The organism is Proteus genomosp. 4 str. ATCC 51469, from assembly GCF_003144375.1.
Taxonomy (GTDB): domain Bacteria; phylum Pseudomonadota; class Gammaproteobacteria; order Enterobacterales; family Enterobacteriaceae; genus Proteus.
Genome location: NZ_PENV01000007.1, coordinates 97,057 through 113,740 on the forward strand (window position 1 = coordinate 97,057; position 16,684 = coordinate 113,740).

The 16,684-nt window shown below is 38.7% G+C and carries 16 protein-coding genes; 13 read left to right on the plus strand and 3 right to left on the minus strand.

What is annotated here, in order from left to right:
• Positions 1-35 precede the first annotated feature (35 nt).
• The 6 genes from ubiE to tatC all read left to right on the plus strand — a co-directional run bounded on the left by ubiE (position 36) and on the right by tatC (position 4,780).
• Positions 36-791, plus strand: coding sequence for a bifunctional demethylmenaquinone methyltransferase/2-methoxy-6-polyprenyl-1,4-benzoquinol methylase UbiE (ubiE, locus tag DK866_RS08850; RefSeq protein ID WP_075672293.1), 756 nt, complete (start codon positions 36-38; stop codon positions 789-791).
• Position 792: 1 nt separating this feature from the next.
• Entirely contained in the window at positions 793-1,434 is a 642-nt protein-coding gene (locus DK866_RS08855; RefSeq protein WP_109408599.1) for a ubiquinone biosynthesis accessory factor UbiJ, read from the plus strand.
• Positions 1,434-3,071 (plus strand): ubiquinone biosynthesis regulatory protein kinase UbiB, encoded by a 1,638-nt coding sequence (gene ubiB, locus DK866_RS08860; RefSeq protein ID WP_072069492.1) that lies wholly within the window; start codon positions 1,434-1,436, stop codon positions 3,069-3,071. Before DK866_RS08855 ends, ubiB begins: the two co-directional genes overlap by 1 nt.
• Positions 3,072-3,196: 125 nt before the next feature.
• A complete protein-coding gene (gene tatA, locus DK866_RS08865; RefSeq protein WP_006535549.1) occupies positions 3,197-3,466 on the plus strand; it encodes a twin-arginine translocase TatA/TatE family subunit in 270 nt (89 codons plus the stop codon).
• A 3-nt stretch (positions 3,467-3,469) separates the two neighbouring features.
• Positions 3,470-3,988, plus strand: a complete 519-nt coding sequence (gene tatB / locus DK866_RS08870; protein ID WP_072069491.1) for a Sec-independent protein translocase protein TatB — start codon at positions 3,470-3,472, stop codon at positions 3,986-3,988.
• Positions 3,989-3,991: 3 nt separating this feature from the next.
• Complete coding sequence (tatC, locus tag DK866_RS08875; protein WP_109408600.1) at positions 3,992-4,780, plus strand: Sec-independent protein translocase subunit TatC; 789 nt, start codon at positions 3,992-3,994, stop codon at positions 4,778-4,780.
• A gap of 62 nt (positions 4,781-4,842) precedes the next feature.
• Here tatC and rfaH read toward each other — a convergent pair whose 3' ends face one another.
• The gene (gene rfaH, locus DK866_RS08880) at positions 4,843-5,343 is read right to left on the minus strand and encodes a transcription/translation regulatory transformer protein RfaH (RefSeq protein WP_109408601.1); all 501 of its coding nucleotides are present in this window, start codon (positions 5,341-5,343) and stop codon (positions 4,843-4,845) included.
• A 287-nt stretch (positions 5,344-5,630) separates the two neighbouring features.
• On the opposite strand from rfaH, the gene pepE reads away from it, so the two are divergent.
• From pepE to fre, 3 genes are all read left to right on the plus strand, one after another.
• On the plus strand, positions 5,631-6,356 hold the full coding sequence (gene pepE, locus DK866_RS08885) for a dipeptidase PepE (protein ID WP_023583493.1): 726 nt from the start codon (positions 5,631-5,633) through the stop codon (positions 6,354-6,356).
• A 119-nt stretch (positions 6,357-6,475) separates the two neighbouring features.
• The gene (gene ubiD, locus DK866_RS08890; protein ID WP_109408602.1) at positions 6,476-7,945 is read left to right on the plus strand and encodes a 4-hydroxy-3-polyprenylbenzoate decarboxylase; all 1,470 of its coding nucleotides are present in this window, start codon (positions 6,476-6,478) and stop codon (positions 7,943-7,945) included.
• 15 nt (positions 7,946-7,960) lie between these two features.
• Positions 7,961-8,662 (plus strand): NAD(P)H-flavin reductase, encoded by a 702-nt coding sequence (fre, locus tag DK866_RS08895; RefSeq protein ID WP_109408603.1) that lies wholly within the window; start codon positions 7,961-7,963, stop codon positions 8,660-8,662.
• Positions 8,663-8,805: 143 nt separating this feature from the next.
• Here fre and fadA read toward each other — a convergent pair whose 3' ends face one another.
• A complete protein-coding gene (gene fadA / locus DK866_RS08900; protein WP_109408604.1) occupies positions 8,806-9,969 on the minus strand; it encodes an acetyl-CoA C-acyltransferase FadA in 1,164 nt (387 codons plus the stop codon).
• 11 nt (positions 9,970-9,980) lie between these two features.
• Positions 9,981-12,161 carry a fatty acid oxidation complex subunit alpha FadB gene (gene fadB / locus DK866_RS08905; RefSeq protein WP_109408605.1) on the minus strand — a complete coding sequence of 727 codons (2,181 nt, stop codon included), beginning with the start codon at positions 12,159-12,161 and terminating at the stop codon, positions 9,981-9,983.
• Positions 12,162-12,428: 267 nt separating this feature from the next.
• Here fadB and pepQ point away from each other — a divergent pair, with 267 nt between their 5' ends.
• From pepQ to hemG, 4 genes are read left to right on the plus strand one after another with little or no spacing between them, the layout of a single operon-like run.
• Positions 12,429-13,763, plus strand: a complete 1,335-nt coding sequence (gene pepQ, locus DK866_RS08910) for a Xaa-Pro dipeptidase (protein WP_109408606.1) — start codon at positions 12,429-12,431, stop codon at positions 13,761-13,763.
• Positions 13,763-14,383, plus strand: a complete 621-nt coding sequence (locus DK866_RS08915; protein WP_109408607.1) for an IMPACT family protein — start codon at positions 13,763-13,765, stop codon at positions 14,381-14,383. Before pepQ ends, DK866_RS08915 begins: the two co-directional genes overlap by 1 nt.
• Positions 14,384-14,408: 25 nt before the next feature.
• Positions 14,409-15,860: a Trk system potassium transporter TrkH gene (gene trkH / locus DK866_RS08920; RefSeq protein ID WP_072064491.1), complete on the plus strand. Its 1,452-nt coding sequence runs from the start codon at positions 14,409-14,411 to the stop codon at positions 15,858-15,860.
• A 20-nt stretch (positions 15,861-15,880) separates the two neighbouring features.
• The gene (gene hemG / locus DK866_RS08925; protein ID WP_109408608.1) at positions 15,881-16,411 is read left to right on the plus strand and encodes a menaquinone-dependent protoporphyrinogen IX dehydrogenase; all 531 of its coding nucleotides are present in this window, start codon (positions 15,881-15,883) and stop codon (positions 16,409-16,411) included.
• The last annotated feature ends 273 nt before the right edge of the window (positions 16,412-16,684 follow it).

Here is a 16,684-nt window from a genome sequence, read left to right on the forward strand (position 1 = left end):
TTTACTAAATTTTGATTAATTAGCGGGCAAATAATATGACTCAACAAACTAAGGAAACAACAGATTTTGGTTTCCAAACCGTTGACAAAGATGATAAACAAACCATGGTTGCAAGGGTTTTTCACTCTGTCGCGTCTAAATATGATTTAATGAATGACTTGATGTCTTTCGGTGTTCACCGCATCTGGAAACGTTATACCATTGAAGCAAGTGGTGTAAGACGTAACCAACGAGTTCTTGATCTTGCGGGTGGTACTGGTGATTTAACAGCTAAATTCTCTCGCCTAGTAGGTGAAAATGGAGAAGTTGTTTTAGCTGATATTAATGATTCAATGCTGAAAATGGGGCGTGAGAAGCTACGCGATCACGGTATTGTCGGTAATGTTAACTACGTACAAGCAAATGCTGAAGAGTTACCTTTCCCTGATAACCATTTCGACTGCATCACTATCTCCTTTGGCTTACGTAACGTGACCGATAAAGCGAAAGCATTACGTTCTATGTTTCGTGTATTGAAACCAGGTGGACGTTTGTTGGTGCTGGAGTTCTCTAAACCGGTTCTTGATCCCTTAAGTAAGATTTATGATGCTTACTCTTTCCATATCCTACCTAAAATTGGTCAAGTGATTGTAAATGATGCTGAAAGTTACCGTTATTTAACGGAATCAATTCGTATGCATCCAGACCAAGAAACTTTAAAAGGTATGATGGAAGAAGCGGGATTTGACCAAGTGACCTATACCAACATGACTGGCGGTATAGTTGCTCTACACAAAGGATTTAAATTCTGAGATGGAAAAAGCCACTTTTTCTCATGATATTGCTTCTCAAGTGCTGTATCCGCTGTTAACAGCATCAATGGAGACAGCTCTTAATCATGTTTTATATCAGGAAAATGTGCTTAAACCTGCCCGCAATCGCCTTGCGGGCAAAGTGTTGGCGCTTTCTATCAATGAGTTTCCTCGTTCCATCTACTTAGTCTTTAGCGAACAACAAGTTGATGTATTAAGCCAGTGGGATGATGAAACTGATTGTTTGATAAAAACAAAATTACTCACACTGATTAAGCTTCGTGATCGCCAGAAAATGTCAGAACTGATCAATCGTGGCGATATTACTATTGATGGTGATATGCAGGTTGTTCAAAATTGGTCTGCATTGCTAGATATGGCGCAGTGGGAACCCGCGCAATATTTGGCGCCTTATATTGGTGATATAGCAGCGCAAAGTTTGACTGTTGTTGCAGGAAAGGGCGTTCAGTTATTTTCTTCACTCTTGAGTCACCAAAAAGGTTATTTACGTGATGCGTTAATTGAAGAGTGGAAAACCGCACCTAGTGCATTAGAAACAGTCCATTTTTATGATGAAATAGAACAACTTGCACAGCAAACAGCCGAACTAGAAAAACGGTTAGGCACATTGGAGAAAAAATAATGCTCCTTAGTGAGTTAAAGCGCCTCTATCATATTATTCAGGTATTCTTATCTTATGGGCTTGATGAATTAATTCCTAAACATCGAATTACTTTACCTGCAAGATTAGGATGCCGAGCACTTTTTTGGATCAAAAATAAGCATCCAGAAAAACCATTAGGTGAACGCTTACGACTCGCATTGCAAACATTAGGGCCTGTTTGGATTAAATTAGGTCAAATGTTATCAACTCGACGTGATCTCTTTCCTCCTCAAATTGCTGATCAACTTGCGCTATTGCAAGATAAAGTTGCTCCTTTTGATGGTAAAAAAGCACGACAATATATCGAAAACTCATTCGGTGGCCCTATCGACCAATGGTTTGATGATTTTGATGAAACACCTCTGGCTTCAGCTTCCATTGCTCAGGTTCATACAGCGAAATTAAAAGAAAACGGCAAAGAAGTTGTGCTAAAAGTTATTCGCCCCGATATTCAGCCTGTGATCAAAGCGGATATCCGTTTGATGTATCGCTTGGCAAACTTATTACCGTTTTTACCTGATGGTCGTCGTTTACGACCTAAAGAAGTGATCCGCGAATACGAAAAAACATTACTTGATGAGCTAAATTTACTGCGCGAAGCTGCTAATGCTATTCAACTTCGTCGTAATTTTGAAAATAGCTCAATGCTTTATATCCCTGAAGTGTATTCAGATTATTGCCATGAAAATGTGATGGTGATGGAACGTATTTATGGTATTCCTGTTTCTGATATTGAAGCGTTGAATGCACAAAAGACGAATATGAAGCTTCTTGCAGAGCGTGGTGTAAAAGTTTTTTTCACTCAGGTGTTTAGAGACAGTTTCTTCCATGCAGATATGCATCCTGGTAATGTGTTTATTAGTTATGATCACCCTGAAAATCCATATTATATTGGCATTGATTGCGGTATCGTTGGTTCATTAAATAAAGAAGATAAGCGTTATTTAGCTGAAAACTTCTTAGCTTTCTTTAATCGCGATTATCGAAAAGTTGCAGAGTTACATGTTGATTCGGGTTGGGTTCCAGCTGATACCAATGTGGAAGACTTTGAATTTGCAATCCGTACTGTGTGCGAACCAATTTTTGAAAAGCCTCTGTCTGAGATTTCATTTGGTCATGTGTTGCTTAATCTGTTCAATACTGCACGGCGTTTTAATATGGAAGTACAACCTCAGTTAGTGTTACTTCAAAAAACATTGCTTTATGTTGAAGGACTTGGACGGCAACTGTATCCACAATTAGATTTATGGAAAACGGCAAAACCTTTCTTAGAAGATTGGTTGCATAGCCAAATTGGTATAACAGCGTTAATGAATGGCATAAAGAGTAAGGCACCTTACTGGATTGAAAAAATGCCAGAGATACCAGAGCTGGTTTATGATAGTCTGAAACAACATAAAAATATGAAGTTAACACTAGACAAATTGACGGAACAAATAAGTTCGCAAAGAGTCAAACAAAGACAGTCTCTATTTTTATTGGGTATAGGTACGACACTGTTTTTATGCGGTAGCCTGTTTTTCGTTTCTGGTTTTAAAACATTATTCAGTGTTTTTATCAGTTTAGGTCTTCTTGCATGGATTTTGGGTTGGTTTAGATCTGGTAATGCACAATAAAAACGCATCAAAGTTTGTCTTTGAGCAAGTTAAAAGATGAATTCGAGATTCCCGAAAATTGAATTCGTTGTATATAATGGGCACTGTTATTAAGTATAACCCCGAAAATAGTTGAGGAACATAAAATGGGCGGTATTAGCATTTGGCAATTACTCATCATCGCTGTCATCGTTGTCTTATTATTTGGTACAAATAAACTGCGCACATTGGGCTCAGATTTAGGTGCATCAGTAAAAGGCTTTAAAAAAGCGATTGGTGACGAAGCTGCAGATAAAGACACCAACAACGCTGAAAAAACAAATAACGACGCAGATTTTGATACTAAAAATTTAGCGCAGAAGACTTCAACAGAAGAGAAGTCTACAACTGAGAGCAAAAACAAAGAGCAGGTGTAAACCGTGTTTGACATTGGTTTTAGTCAGCTGCTATTGGTCATGGTGATTGGTCTTGTTTTTCTGGGGCCAGAACGTTTGCCCGTAGCAGTAAAAACAATTGCTGGCTGGGTAAGAGCGCTACGCTCTTTGGCTGCGAATGTACAAAATGAGCTAACTCAAGAACTGAAGCTTCAAGAACTCCAAGAGAGTTTGAAGAAAGTTGAAGAGAAAGCAAATTTACAAACGCTATCGCCAGAGTTAAAAGCGTCTATGGATGAGTTAAAAGAGGCTGCACAGTCTTTAAAGCAGACTTATCAAGCACCTTCAACGCCAGACTCAACAACAGAGCAGTCTGTAAAAACCGACTCTACGGAACCTTCACCTTCTGATCTTGCTGCGCTTGCTGAAGCTGATGAAGTTAATGATGATGCTAACAGCCATAAACCTGTTGTGGCAGAAAGTGTTACAAAAACAGAAGTTCCTGTTACTAAAACAGTAACGATAGAGAAAAAAACAACTGATCAGGTTAATGGTGAGCATTAAAACATGGCAGTAAATGATACCCAACCGCTGATCAGCCATTTAATAGAACTACGCAAGCGTTTAATGTATAGCTTGGTTTCTGTTTTAGTGGTTTTTTTAGGGCTGGTTTATTTTTCTAACGATATCTATCAATTAGTCTCGGCTCCATTACTCGATAAGTTGCCACAAGGGTCAAATATGAGTGCGACAGATGTTGCCTCTACTTTTTTGACTCCGATTAAATTGACAATCATGGTATCCGTTTTTGCTTCTGTGCCTGTTATCCTTTATCAGGTATGGGCTTTTATCGCACCAGCATTGTATAAACATGAACGCCGCCTGATGTTGCCGTTACTTGTTTCAAGTACGGTATTATTCTATCTCGGCATGGCGTTTGCTTATTTTGTTGTGTTCCCTCTTGCATTTGGCTTCTTTGTTAATACAACCCCAGAAGGGGTTAACTTTATTCCAGATATCAGTAAATATCTCAGCTTCGTGATGACGCTATTTATGGCGTTTGGTGCGGCATTTGAAGTACCTATTGCGATTATCTTACTGTGCTGGAGTGGTGTAACAACTCCAGAAGCATTAAAGAAAAAACGTCCTTATATTCTTGTGGGTGCTTTTGTCGTTGGTATGGTATTGACACCACCAGATGTTTTCTCTCAAACCTTATTAGCAATACCTATGTACTTACTGTTTGAAATCGGTGTCATGGTATCACGTTTTTATGTGGGTAACGGTCGAAGAAAAACACCTGAAGAAGAAGCTGAGGAAGCAGAGGCGGAAGCTGAAACAGAACAGCAAAAATAGTTTTAGGAACAAGTTTCCTGAAATCATATGATATTAGCCCAGCAATAGCTGGGTTAATTTTTTTAGGGAGACTCTTTTTTAAATTCTTTATTACTCACTGATTTTTTCACTTCGCTATTTAATATGTTTAAAAGCAAAATTGAGCGAGCCTCACCATCAGGCTCTTGATATATAGCTTGGATCCCTTGAAAAATACCCTCTGTAATTAATACGCTATCTCCACTATGAGGTACATTTTCTTCGCTATAAGTGAGTGATGAAAGTTGGGGTATTTGTAATGTGTCAATCACATCTTGGGGAACGGTGACAGGATATTGTCCAAAGCGAACAAATGAGCTCACTCCACGTGTTGAGTTAATGGTCGTGGTATGGATCACTTCAGGATCAAACTCGATAAAAAGGTAATTAGGAAAAAGAGGCTCGGTTACTGCTGTGCGTTTTCCTCTTACTATTTTTTCTATGGTAACCATCGGTGTGAAACAGCCCACTTGCTGACGTTCTAAGTGTTCGATAGCGCGAGGAATTTGTCCTCGCTTACAATACAGCAAGTGCCATTTTTTCATAATAGAGACAATAAGTTAGTTAATTTTAATTTAAGTGATAATAGCAAATTTATAATTAAGGTAACAGTTATCTATTGGGTTTAAATAAAAATAGCCTAACGCAATTTTATACCGGAAAAAAAACAGAAAAGCTGTGTTCATACGCAATAAAAGAGGTCGTTTTTGTTACTTTCAGTTGGATCTCAGATAGAGGTAACAAGTTGACAAAAAAGTGATGGTAAAAACAAGAAAAAGCTTTCAAGATAATTATCTTAGAATTCTATTCATAATTATAAAGAGGTTCTGTCATGGAAGTTTTTTTATTAAGTAACGGAAAAATTGCCGGGGATCCACGATGGTTAAGTTATGCGAAAGATAATATCGATAGCATGATCAAAAAACGTGGTATTCGTTCTGCTGTATTAATTGCCTATGCTGTTATTCGTTCTGATCATGACCAACGTGCTCGTGATTTATCAGAAGTGTTAGGTATTGAAGTGACTTGTATTGAGCATTTCGATTCAGAAGTTGATGCAATCAATAATGCAGAATGCATTTTAGTTAGCGGTGGTAATACTTGGTTATTAAACCAAATGTTGCATGAAAAAGGATTAGTTGTTCCTATTCAACGTGCTGTCCGTGAACGTAATATTCCTTATATTGGTTGGAGCGCAGGTTGTAACGTTGCAACTCCGACAATTCGTACAACTAATGATATGCCAGTACGTTCCTCTGTTATTATGCCATCGCTTGGTTTATTCCCTGTCCAAATTAACCCACATTACATTGATGCATCTATTAGTGGTCATATGGGTGAGACACGCGATGAGCGTATTGCTGAATTTTGTGCTATTAACCCTGAAGAGATTGTTGTGGCTATCCGTGAAGGAAGTTACTTATATATTCAAGGCGAAGAATTACATTATTACAGCGCTAAAAATGAAGGTTTTAAAATCTTCCAACATGGAAAAACATTTCCTGAACAGTTTGATACTAAATTACTTTCGGAATGGGTTCCATTCCGTTGTTTATAAGTATAGTAAACGCTATCAAATAAAAAGCATTGCATTTTAGTGAGTTATGCGTTTAGCTTATAGCGTCTCAAAGAGGGCATTGCCCTCTTTTCTTTCACTCACTGGCTCGTAAGATTATGATGAAATACCGCGATTTAAGAGATTTCCTTTCATTATTAGAAGAAAAAGGTGAATTAAAACGTATCACCTTTGAAATAGATCCCTACCTTGAAATGACCGAAATAGCGGACAGAACTTTACGTGCCGGTGGGCCAGCGCTGTTGTTTGAAAATCCCAAAGGGTTTGATATGCCAGTGCTTTGTAACTTATTCGGTACACCAGAGCGTGTGGCAATGGGAATGGGACAAGATGATGTTAAAGCTTTGCATGAAGTCGGCAAATTATTGGCATTTCTAAAAGAACCCGATCCACCGAAAGGCTTTCGTGATCTTTTTGATAAGCTACCCAAGTTTAAGCAAGTTTTAAATATGCCAACGAAGCGCTTGAGTAAAGCACCTTGTCAGGAAGTAGTTTTAACTGGTGATGATGTTGATTTAACAAAGATCCCAGTTATGCATTGTTGGCCTGAAGATGCAGCACCTTTAATTACTTGGGGGTTAACGGTGACTCGTGGCCCATTTAAAGAGCGTCAAAATCTGGGTATTTATCGCCAGCAAGTACTGGGTAAAAACAAAGTGATTATGCGTTGGTTATCGCATCGAGGTGGTGCTTTAGATTTTCAAGAATGGTGTCAAAAACATCCAGGTGAACGATTCCCTGTTTCCGTGGCATTAGGGGCAGATCCCGCTACTATTTTAGGTGCTGTAACACCAGTACCTGATACATTATCGGAATACGCTTTCGCAGGCTTATTACGCGGAAATAAATCAGAAGTTGTAAAATGCCTTTCGAATGATCTTGAAGTACCTGCAAGTGCTGAAATTATCCTTGAAGGCTATATTGAACCGGGCGAGCTTGCACCAGAAGGACCATATGGCGATCACACAGGATATTATAATGAAATTGATTCTTTCCCTGTGTTTACCATTACGCATTTAACGCGCCGTAAAGATGCAATTTATCACTCCACCTATACAGGGCGCCCACCTGATGAACCCGCAGTATTAGGTGTTGCACTTAATGAAGTGCTTGTTCCTATATTACAAAAACAATTTCCTGAAATTGTAGACTTTTATCTACCTCCAGAAGGGTGTTCTTATCGTTTAGCCGTTGTGACTATGAAGAAACAGTATGCGGGTCATGCTAAACGCGTAATGATGGGAGTTTGGTCTTATTTACGGCAATTTATGTACACCAAATTTGTGATTGTTTGCGATGATGATGTCAATGCAAGAGATTGGAAAGATGTGATTTGGGCAATTACAACCAGAATGGACCCTGCAAGAGATACCATTATGATGGAAAATACGCCTATTGATTATCTAGACTTCGCTTCACCTGTTTCAGGATTAGGATCAAAAATGGGCCTTGATGCAACCAACAAATGGCCTGGTGAGACAGATAGAGAATGGGGTAGACCTATTGTGATGTCTGATGAAGTTAAGCAACGAGTCGATACTATTTGGGAAAAGCTCGATATTCTTAAATAATAACAGAGGAACAACATGGCAATACTGAATTGTAAAGTCTCACTTGTTGAGCCGATGACAGATACGGTTTATCGGGTAAGACTATTACCCGATGGCGAATTTGATTTTCAGGCTGGGCAATATCTTTTAGCCGTTATGGATGAACGTGATAAACGTCCTTTTTCTATTGCATCTATACCTGAAAATAAAGACTTTATTGAACTTCATATTGGTGCGTCTGAACTCAATCTTTATGCGATGGCTGTGCTTGATGTGATTTTAGAAAAACAGCAACTCACCATTGATATTCCTCATGGAAATGCATGGTTTAAAAAAGATAGTCAGCGTCCTCTACTATTAATTGCTGGAGGTACGGGATTTTCTTATACCCATTCAATTTTACTGGCAGCATTAGCTGAAAATCCACAGCGACCTATTACAATTTATTGGGGGGGAAGAGAAAGCGTTCACCTCTATGATCTCAATGAATTACAAGAATTATCAGAGTTGCATCCTTCTTTAACCGTTATCCCCGTTGTTGAACAACCAGATGAGACTTGGCGAGGTAGGAAAGGTACGGTATTAACCGCTATAAGCGAAGATTTCGGTGATTTATCAGAATATGATATTTACATTGCAGGGCGTTTTGAAATGGCCAAAATAGCTAGAGAGCGCTTTTGTAATGAACGTAATGCAGATAAGACTCGTTTATTTAGTGATGCATTTGAATTTATTTGATAACGTTTTACCGCGCTATTATCGATTTTGTTTTTAAAACCATAAAAAAAACCCGCCCCTGACGGCGGGAAAATGGTTTCTAACCATGCAATCGAAAAGAATACTTTCCTAACGATAAGAACGTGGATATACAAAATATTGCATTAAACACGTTCTATAATCGTTGCAATACCTTGCCCTAATCCAATACACATTGTGGCTAAGCCAAACTGTGCATCTTTACGTTCCATAATATTGAGTAACGAGGTTGTTATACGTGAACCGGAGCAGCCTAAAGGGTGTCCTAAGGCAATTGCACCACCGTTTAAATTAATCTTGTCATCTAGGCTCTTTAGTAGATTCATTTTCTTCATACAAGCTAATGATTGTGCTGCAAAAGCTTCATTGAGTTCAAAAATATCAATATCACTGAGTGCTAATCCTGCTTTTTTCAATGCAATTTCTGTGGCAGGAACAGGGCCATAACCCATAATTGCGGGATCACATCCTGTAACAGCCATAGCACGAATAACAGCCCGAGGTTTTAAATTGTGCTCTTTAGCATAACGTTCACTGGTAATAAACATCGCTGATGCACCATCCGAAACTGCGGATGAATTTCCGGCTGTTACAGAGCCTGTTGCGGGATCAAATACAGGTTTCAGTTGTGCTAAATCATCAAGACTTGGGTTATAACGTATAACTTCATCATTTCTGACATTGATGAAATTACCCGTTGCATCATGACCATTGATAGCCACTATCTCATTATCAAAATAGCCTTGTTGTGTTGCAAGAGCCGCTAAATGGTGAGAACGATAAGCAAATTTATCTTGCTCTTCACGTGAAATTTGGAATGATTTAGCTAACATTTCTGCCGTTAAACCCATGGAAAATGAGGCTTTAGCAACAGAAAGATTAAGTGATGGATTAAAATCTGCATTATAAGTCATTGGCACATGACCCATATGTTCAACACCACCAATTAATGCCACTTGGCTATCACCAAGCATAATTTGGCGAGCGCCATCATGTAATGCTTGCATTGATGAACCACATAAGCGATTAACCGTGACCGCCGGCACTTTATGAGGAAGTTCGGCTAATAATGCAGCGTTACGTGCAATATTGAAACCTTGTTCTAAGGTTTGCTGTACGCAACCCCAAATCACATCGCCAATATCATTAGGATTAATATTAGGATTACGTTTTAGTAGTGCTTGCATCAGATGAGCAGAGAGATTTTCTGCTCTAACATGGCGAAAAGCACCACCTTTAGAGCGTCCCATAGGAGTACGAATACCATCAATTATGACAACCTTTTCCATTTCATCTCTCCTTAAGCGAGTTCTCTGATGTTAACATCTACTTTTGTGGGTTTTGGATAATAGGTTTCGTTGTGTTGCGCTTTTTGTTTTAAGCTTTCAGGGATTTGATAAAGTGGCCCTAATGACGCATATTGTTGTGCATCTGCAACAAATTTCGCTGTTCCAATAGTATCGAGGTAACGGAATACACCACCACGGAAAGGAGGGAAGCCTAAGCCATATACTAGTGCGATATCAGCTTCGGCCGGTGAAGCAATGATACCTTCATCTAGACAACGAATAACTTCATTGATCATTGGGATCATCATGCGAGCAATAATCGCGTCTTGACTAAACTCTTGTGCTTTACCCACATTTTGTTGAATGAGTGTTTGAATTTGTTCATCAACGGATTTCTGTTTTTTACCTCTTTTATCAACCGTGTAATTATAGAAACCATGATTATTCTTTTGCCCATATCGCTGTTGTTCATATAACAGTGCAATAGTATCTCGTTCAATTGTTCCCATTCTGTCAGGGAAGCCTTGAGCCATAACAGCTTGAGCATGATTAGCAGTATCAATACCCACAACATCAAGTAAATAAGCTGGACCCATTGGCCAACCAAATACTTTTTCCATCACTTTATCAACAGCAATAAAATCAGCACCGTCTCTTAGCAATAGAGAGAATCCTGCAAAATAAGGAAAGAGGACTCGATTTACAAAGAAGCCAGGGCAATCATTAACAATAATAGGTGTTTTGCCCATTTTGCTTGCATAACTAACAATACGGTTAATGGTCTCTTCACTGGTTTTTTCGCCTTTAATAATTTCCACTAAAGGCATGCGATGGACAGGATTAAAAAAATGCATACCACAGAAATTTTCTGGGCGTTTTAAGGATCTTGCGAGCAATGAGATAGGTATCGTTGAGGTATTGGAAGCAAGGATCGCGTTATCTGCTAATAATGCTTCTGTTTCTGCAAGTACAGCTGCTTTTACTTTTGGATTTTCAACAACGGCTTCAACCACAATATCTACATCGCTGACAGAGGCATAATTTAGTGTTGGTTGAATAGAGGCGAGTGTTTTGGCCATATCAACAGCGGTCATGCGACCTTTTTCTTGGCGTTTTTGTAATAGGCTTAGCGCTTCATTCATACCCAGTTCAAGGGATTTTTGGTTAATATCTTTCATAATAACCGGAATACCTTTTAAGGCTGATTGATAGGAAATTCCACCGCCCATAATGCCCGCACCTAATACTGCTGCTTGTTTAGGTAATTCTGCATTCCGTTTTTTCGTGATATTTTTGACATACTGATCATTGAGAAAAATACCAACTAAGGCTTTAGCAACATCAGTGCGCGTGAGTTTGACAAAATTTTCAGTTTCAAGAGCGAGTGCTTCATCTCTATTTAGGAAAGCCGCTTTTTCGATGGTTTTTACTGCGGTGATCGGAGCCGGATAATGAGGGCCAGCTACTTTCATCACCATGCCTTTAGCCACACCAAAAGACATCTTATGTTCAAGTTCTGTCAATCTTAATGGCGTTGTTTTCGGATAACGAGCGGCCTTCCAATCAATCTTACCGTCAATCGCTTGCTCTATTAGAGAAAGTGCACTCTCTTTTAAGTTTTCCAGTGGCACAATAGCTTGGATCAACCCATTTTGAAGTGCAGTTTGAGCATCAATATCTTTACCCGCAGTAATAATTTCTAATGCATTATCGACACCAATTAAACGAGGAAGACGTACTGAACCTCCAAAACCGGGCATGATCCCAAGTTTGGTTTCTGGGAGACCAATACGTAAATCAGGGGATGCAATTCGGAAATCGGTTGCAAGTACACATTCGCAGCCGCCACCAAGTGCATAACCATTGATAGCAGAGATGGTGGGAACGGGTAAATCTTCGAGTCGACTAAAGATCTGATTAGAAAAGTGTAGCCACTGAGTCAATTCTTCTTCAGGGGCATCAAATAGGGATAGAAACTCAGTGATGTCAGCACCGACAATAAAGGCAGGTTTTTCAGAACGTAAAATAACACCTTTTAGATCTTGTGTTGCCTCTAATACGGTTAAAGCTTCGCTTAGCATCGCAACTGTTTTGGTATCTAATTTATTAATAGAGCCTTTGGCGTTAAAAACGAGTTCAACAATACCTTGTTTCACCCAATCGACTTGAATATTTTCGCTTTGATAGAGCATTTGTATTCTCCCTAAAAGTATAGACTGGTATGACCAGATAATAAGAGTGTGAATACAATGTTAAATAAATGCAAATAATTGATTAAAAAACTGCAGGGGGGATCACAGTGAAATTATTTAACTCATTGAATTTTATATTGTTGCTCTATTTGATAAAAATAAGTGAAATAAATCGCTAATAATCTATTTTTGTTATGGTGTTAGCCACTAAAAGAGTTGGCGTGTTAAGCTGAATCATTAACAATGAATAAGATAAGGTAATTAATAATGGAAAAATTGCTCTCTCTGTACCAAGAACATATCAAAACTCTACAAAATCGTACTCGTGATGCTTTATCCAGACACCATCTTGATTCCGTATTAATTCATTCTGGTGAGCCTATTCGTATTTTTCTTGATGACAGTGATTATCCTTTTAAAGTTAACGCACACTTTAAAGCATGGGTACCTGTGACTGATGTACCTCATTGCTGGTTATTAGTCGATGGTGTTAATAAACCAAAATTATGGTTTTATTCTCCAGTTGATTATTGGCATAGTGTTGAAGCCCTACCAAATAGCTATTGGACGCATGAAATTGAATTAATTCATCTCAAAAATGTTGATGATATTCAAAAAGAACTTACTCCTTATATCAATAAGAATACTGCTTATATTGGCCCAAATTCGCAACGAGCGGGATCATTAGGTGTGAGTATTGATAATATTAACAATCAATCTCTTCTTAATTATTATCATTACTATCGTGCCTATAAAACAGGTTATGAATTAGCCTGTATGCGTGAAGCGCAGAAAATGGCAGTGAATGGACATATTGCTGCACGCGAAGCTTTCCAAGCGGGATTAAGTGAATTTGATATTAATATGGCGTACTTAATGGCAACAGGTCATCGTGATACCGATGTACCTTATGGGAATATTGTTGCATTAAATGAGCATGCGGCTGTGTTGCATTACACAAAATTAGATCATGAATCACCAGATGAATATCGTAGTTTCCTTATTGATGCTGGCGCAGAATATAATGGTTATGCTGCTGATATAACTCGTACTTATAGTGCAAAAGAAAATCATGAATTTACATCTTTAGTTAAAGATATGAATGATGCACAACAAGCGTTGATCGCAACGATGAAAGCGGGTGTGCGTTACACGGAATATCATGTTCAAATGCATCAACGTATTGCTGGATTACTCAATAAATACGGTATTGTGAAAGGTGTTAGTGAAGAAGAGATGGTGAGTGCTGGCTTAACGACACCATTTTTGCCTCATGGTTTAGGACATGCTTTAGGTCTGCAAGTTCATGATGCCGCTGGGTTTATGCAAGATGATAAAGGAACTCATTTAGCAGCTCCTGCTATGTATCCATTCTTACGTTGTACCCGTATTGTTGAACCAGGCATGGTATTAACAATTGAACCTGGATTTTACTTCATCGATTCTTTATTAGAGCCTTGGAAAGAAGGAAAATACAGCACTCATTTTAATTGGAAGCAAATTGAACACTTCAAACCCTTTGGTGGCATTCGTATTGAAGATAATATTATTATCCACGATAACAAAATTGAAAATATGACTAGAGACTTACACTTAGCCTGATGAAAGCGTATTTGATCCCCGCTGAAACTGTAGAATTCAGTGAAGAAATAAAGAAAAGCCGTTTTATTACATTTATTGCTCACACTGAGGGTATTGATGCAGCTAAAGCTTATATTCAGTCTATCAAAGAGCAATTTCCTGATGCCCGACATCACTGTTGGGCTTTTGTTGCTGGTAGGCCAGATGATTCGCAACAATTAGGATTTTCTGATGATGGTGAACCAACAGGTACTGCGGGAAAACCTATTCTAGCTCCCCTCTTAGGAAGTGGAATGGGGGAAGTAACCGCAGTGGTTGTTCGGTATTTTGGCGGGATCAAATTAGGAACAGGCGGGTTGGTTCGTGCTTATGGTAGTGGTGTTCAGCAGGCATTAAAAATCTTATCTACAAAGACAAAAGTGCCACAATTGCGCTTTAATGTGGAGTGTGAATATTCACTTGTTTCATTACTTGAACAAGTCGTTGAACAATATCAAGGGCAAGTGCTCTCAAGTGAATATACTGATAAAGTTACATTTACCCTTTCATTGCCAGCTGTACATAGTGGTGAAGTGGAAATTAAACTACGCGATATGAGTCGTGGCAGTATGCAATTAATCCCATTAGATAAAAATGAATAATCTTTGCTACCAAGGAAATCGCTAAATGCATTTTCGTTCAATAACCCGTATTGTCGGACTGCTCGTTATCTTATTTTCTGTCACGATGATCATTCCTGGTATTGTCGCATTAATATACCGAGATGGTGCCGGACGAGCATTTAGCCAAACATTTATTGTCGCATTAATCATTGGGTTAATGCTGTGGATCCCCAACCGACATAAGAAAAGTGAGCTAAAGCCTAAAGAGGGCTTTCTTATTGTGGTTTTATTTTGGACTGTATTGGGCAGTGTAGGGGCATTACCTTTTATTTTTTCTGAGCAACCACACCTTTCTATTACAGATGCATTTTTTGAATCTTTTTCTGGGCTTACTACGACAGGGGCTACAACCTTAGTAGGGCTAGATTCCTTACCTAAAGCTATTTTGTTTTATCGACAAATGCTTCAATGGTTAGGGGGAATGGGGATCATTGTATTAGCTGTCGCTATTCTTCCTCTTTTAGGTGTTGGGGGAATGCAGCTCTATCGTGCAGAAATGCCAGGGCCATTGAAAGATAATAAAATGCGACCTCGAATTGCAGAAACAGCAAAAGCACTGTGGCTTATTTATGTCTTACTTACAATCATTTGTGCTTTAGCGTTATGGATTGCCGGCATGGATGTGTTTGATGCTATTTCTCATAGCTTTTCAACTATTGCAATTGGTGGGTTTTCTACTCACGATGCCAGTATTGGTTATTTTAATAGCCCAACCATTAACATCATTATTGGTGTATTCCTTTTAATTTCCGGTTGTAACTTTGGCTTACACTTTGCTGTATTAACAGGAAGAAGCCTTAATATTTATTGGCGTGATCCTGAATTTCGTATGTTTATCTCAATTCAATTGGGATTAGTCATTATCTGCAGCGGTATTCTTTGGCTTTATTCTGTATATGATTCAGGATGGATAACCATAAACCAGGCCTTTTTCCAAGTTGTCTCTATGGCGACAACTGCTGGTTTTGCAACAGACAGTTTTGCACAATGGCCAGCGTTTCTACCTCTTCTATTATTATGCTCTGCTTTTATTGGTGGGTGTGCAGGATCAACGGGTGGGGGATTGAAAGTCATTCGTATCTTGCTTTTATTCCTACAAGGGAATCGTGAATTAAAACGTCTTGTTCACCCGAATGCAGTTTATACCATCAAACTTGGCCATCGAGCATTACCCGAACGTATTATTGAAGCCGTCTGGGGATTTTTCTCCGCTTATGCTTTGGTATTTATTATTAGCTTAATGTTGTTGATCGCAACGGGGGTTGATGAGTTCTCTGCATTCTCTGCTATTGCAACAACATTAAATAATCTTGGACCTGGACTAGGTATTGTCGCTGATAACTTTACGACAATGAATCCGGCTGCAAAATGGATACTCGTCGTAACAATGTTATTTGGACGACTAGAAGTTTTCACATTATTAGTGTTATTTACCCCAACGTTTTGGCGTGATTAATCTAATACAAGGAGTGATGTATGAGCGCGCTATTGTTGTATTGTAGTACTGATGGTCAAACTAAAAAAATAATGACACAAATCGCGAATGAATTAAGACAACACGGCTATGAATGTGATGTAAGAGATTTAACTTCTGTTCAGCAGAGTTTAAATTTATCTGCTTATAATAAAGTCTTAGTGGGTGCTTCTATTCGTTATGGTTACTTTAATAAAGCTCTCGATAAATTTATCACTCGTCATCTTGCACAATTGAATAGTATGCCTACCGCATTCTTTGGCGTTAATCTTACTGCCAGAAAAGAAGAAAAGAACACACCTGAGACGAATGCTTATATGCGTAAGTTTCTAGATAAGACCCCATGGAAGCCAACGTTAACGGGTGTATTTGCTGGTGCACTTTTTTATCCTCGCTATAAATGGATTGATAGAGTCATGATCCAGCTAATTATGAAGATGACTAAAGGTGAAACTGATCCTACAAAAGAAATTGAATATACGGATTGGAATAAAGTAAGCGAATTTGCCTCTCATTTTGCCAAAATTGAGTGATATTCCACCTTGGTTGTTGGGTTTTTATACGTCTTGTTGGTGTTTTGAACGAACGGAAAATTATTTTAAAAAAACACTTGCGCTAATCCGAGATCTCCCTATAATGCGCATCCACTGACCGACGATGAGCTGACAACAGCCACGAAGGACAGCAAAGAGAAAAGAAAAAAGTTTGAAAAAACTCTTGACTCTTCAGAGGAATAACGTAATATACGCCTCCTCGCAACAACGCAGAAGACCGGAAACGGCAGCGAATGTTGCACTGCTCTTTAA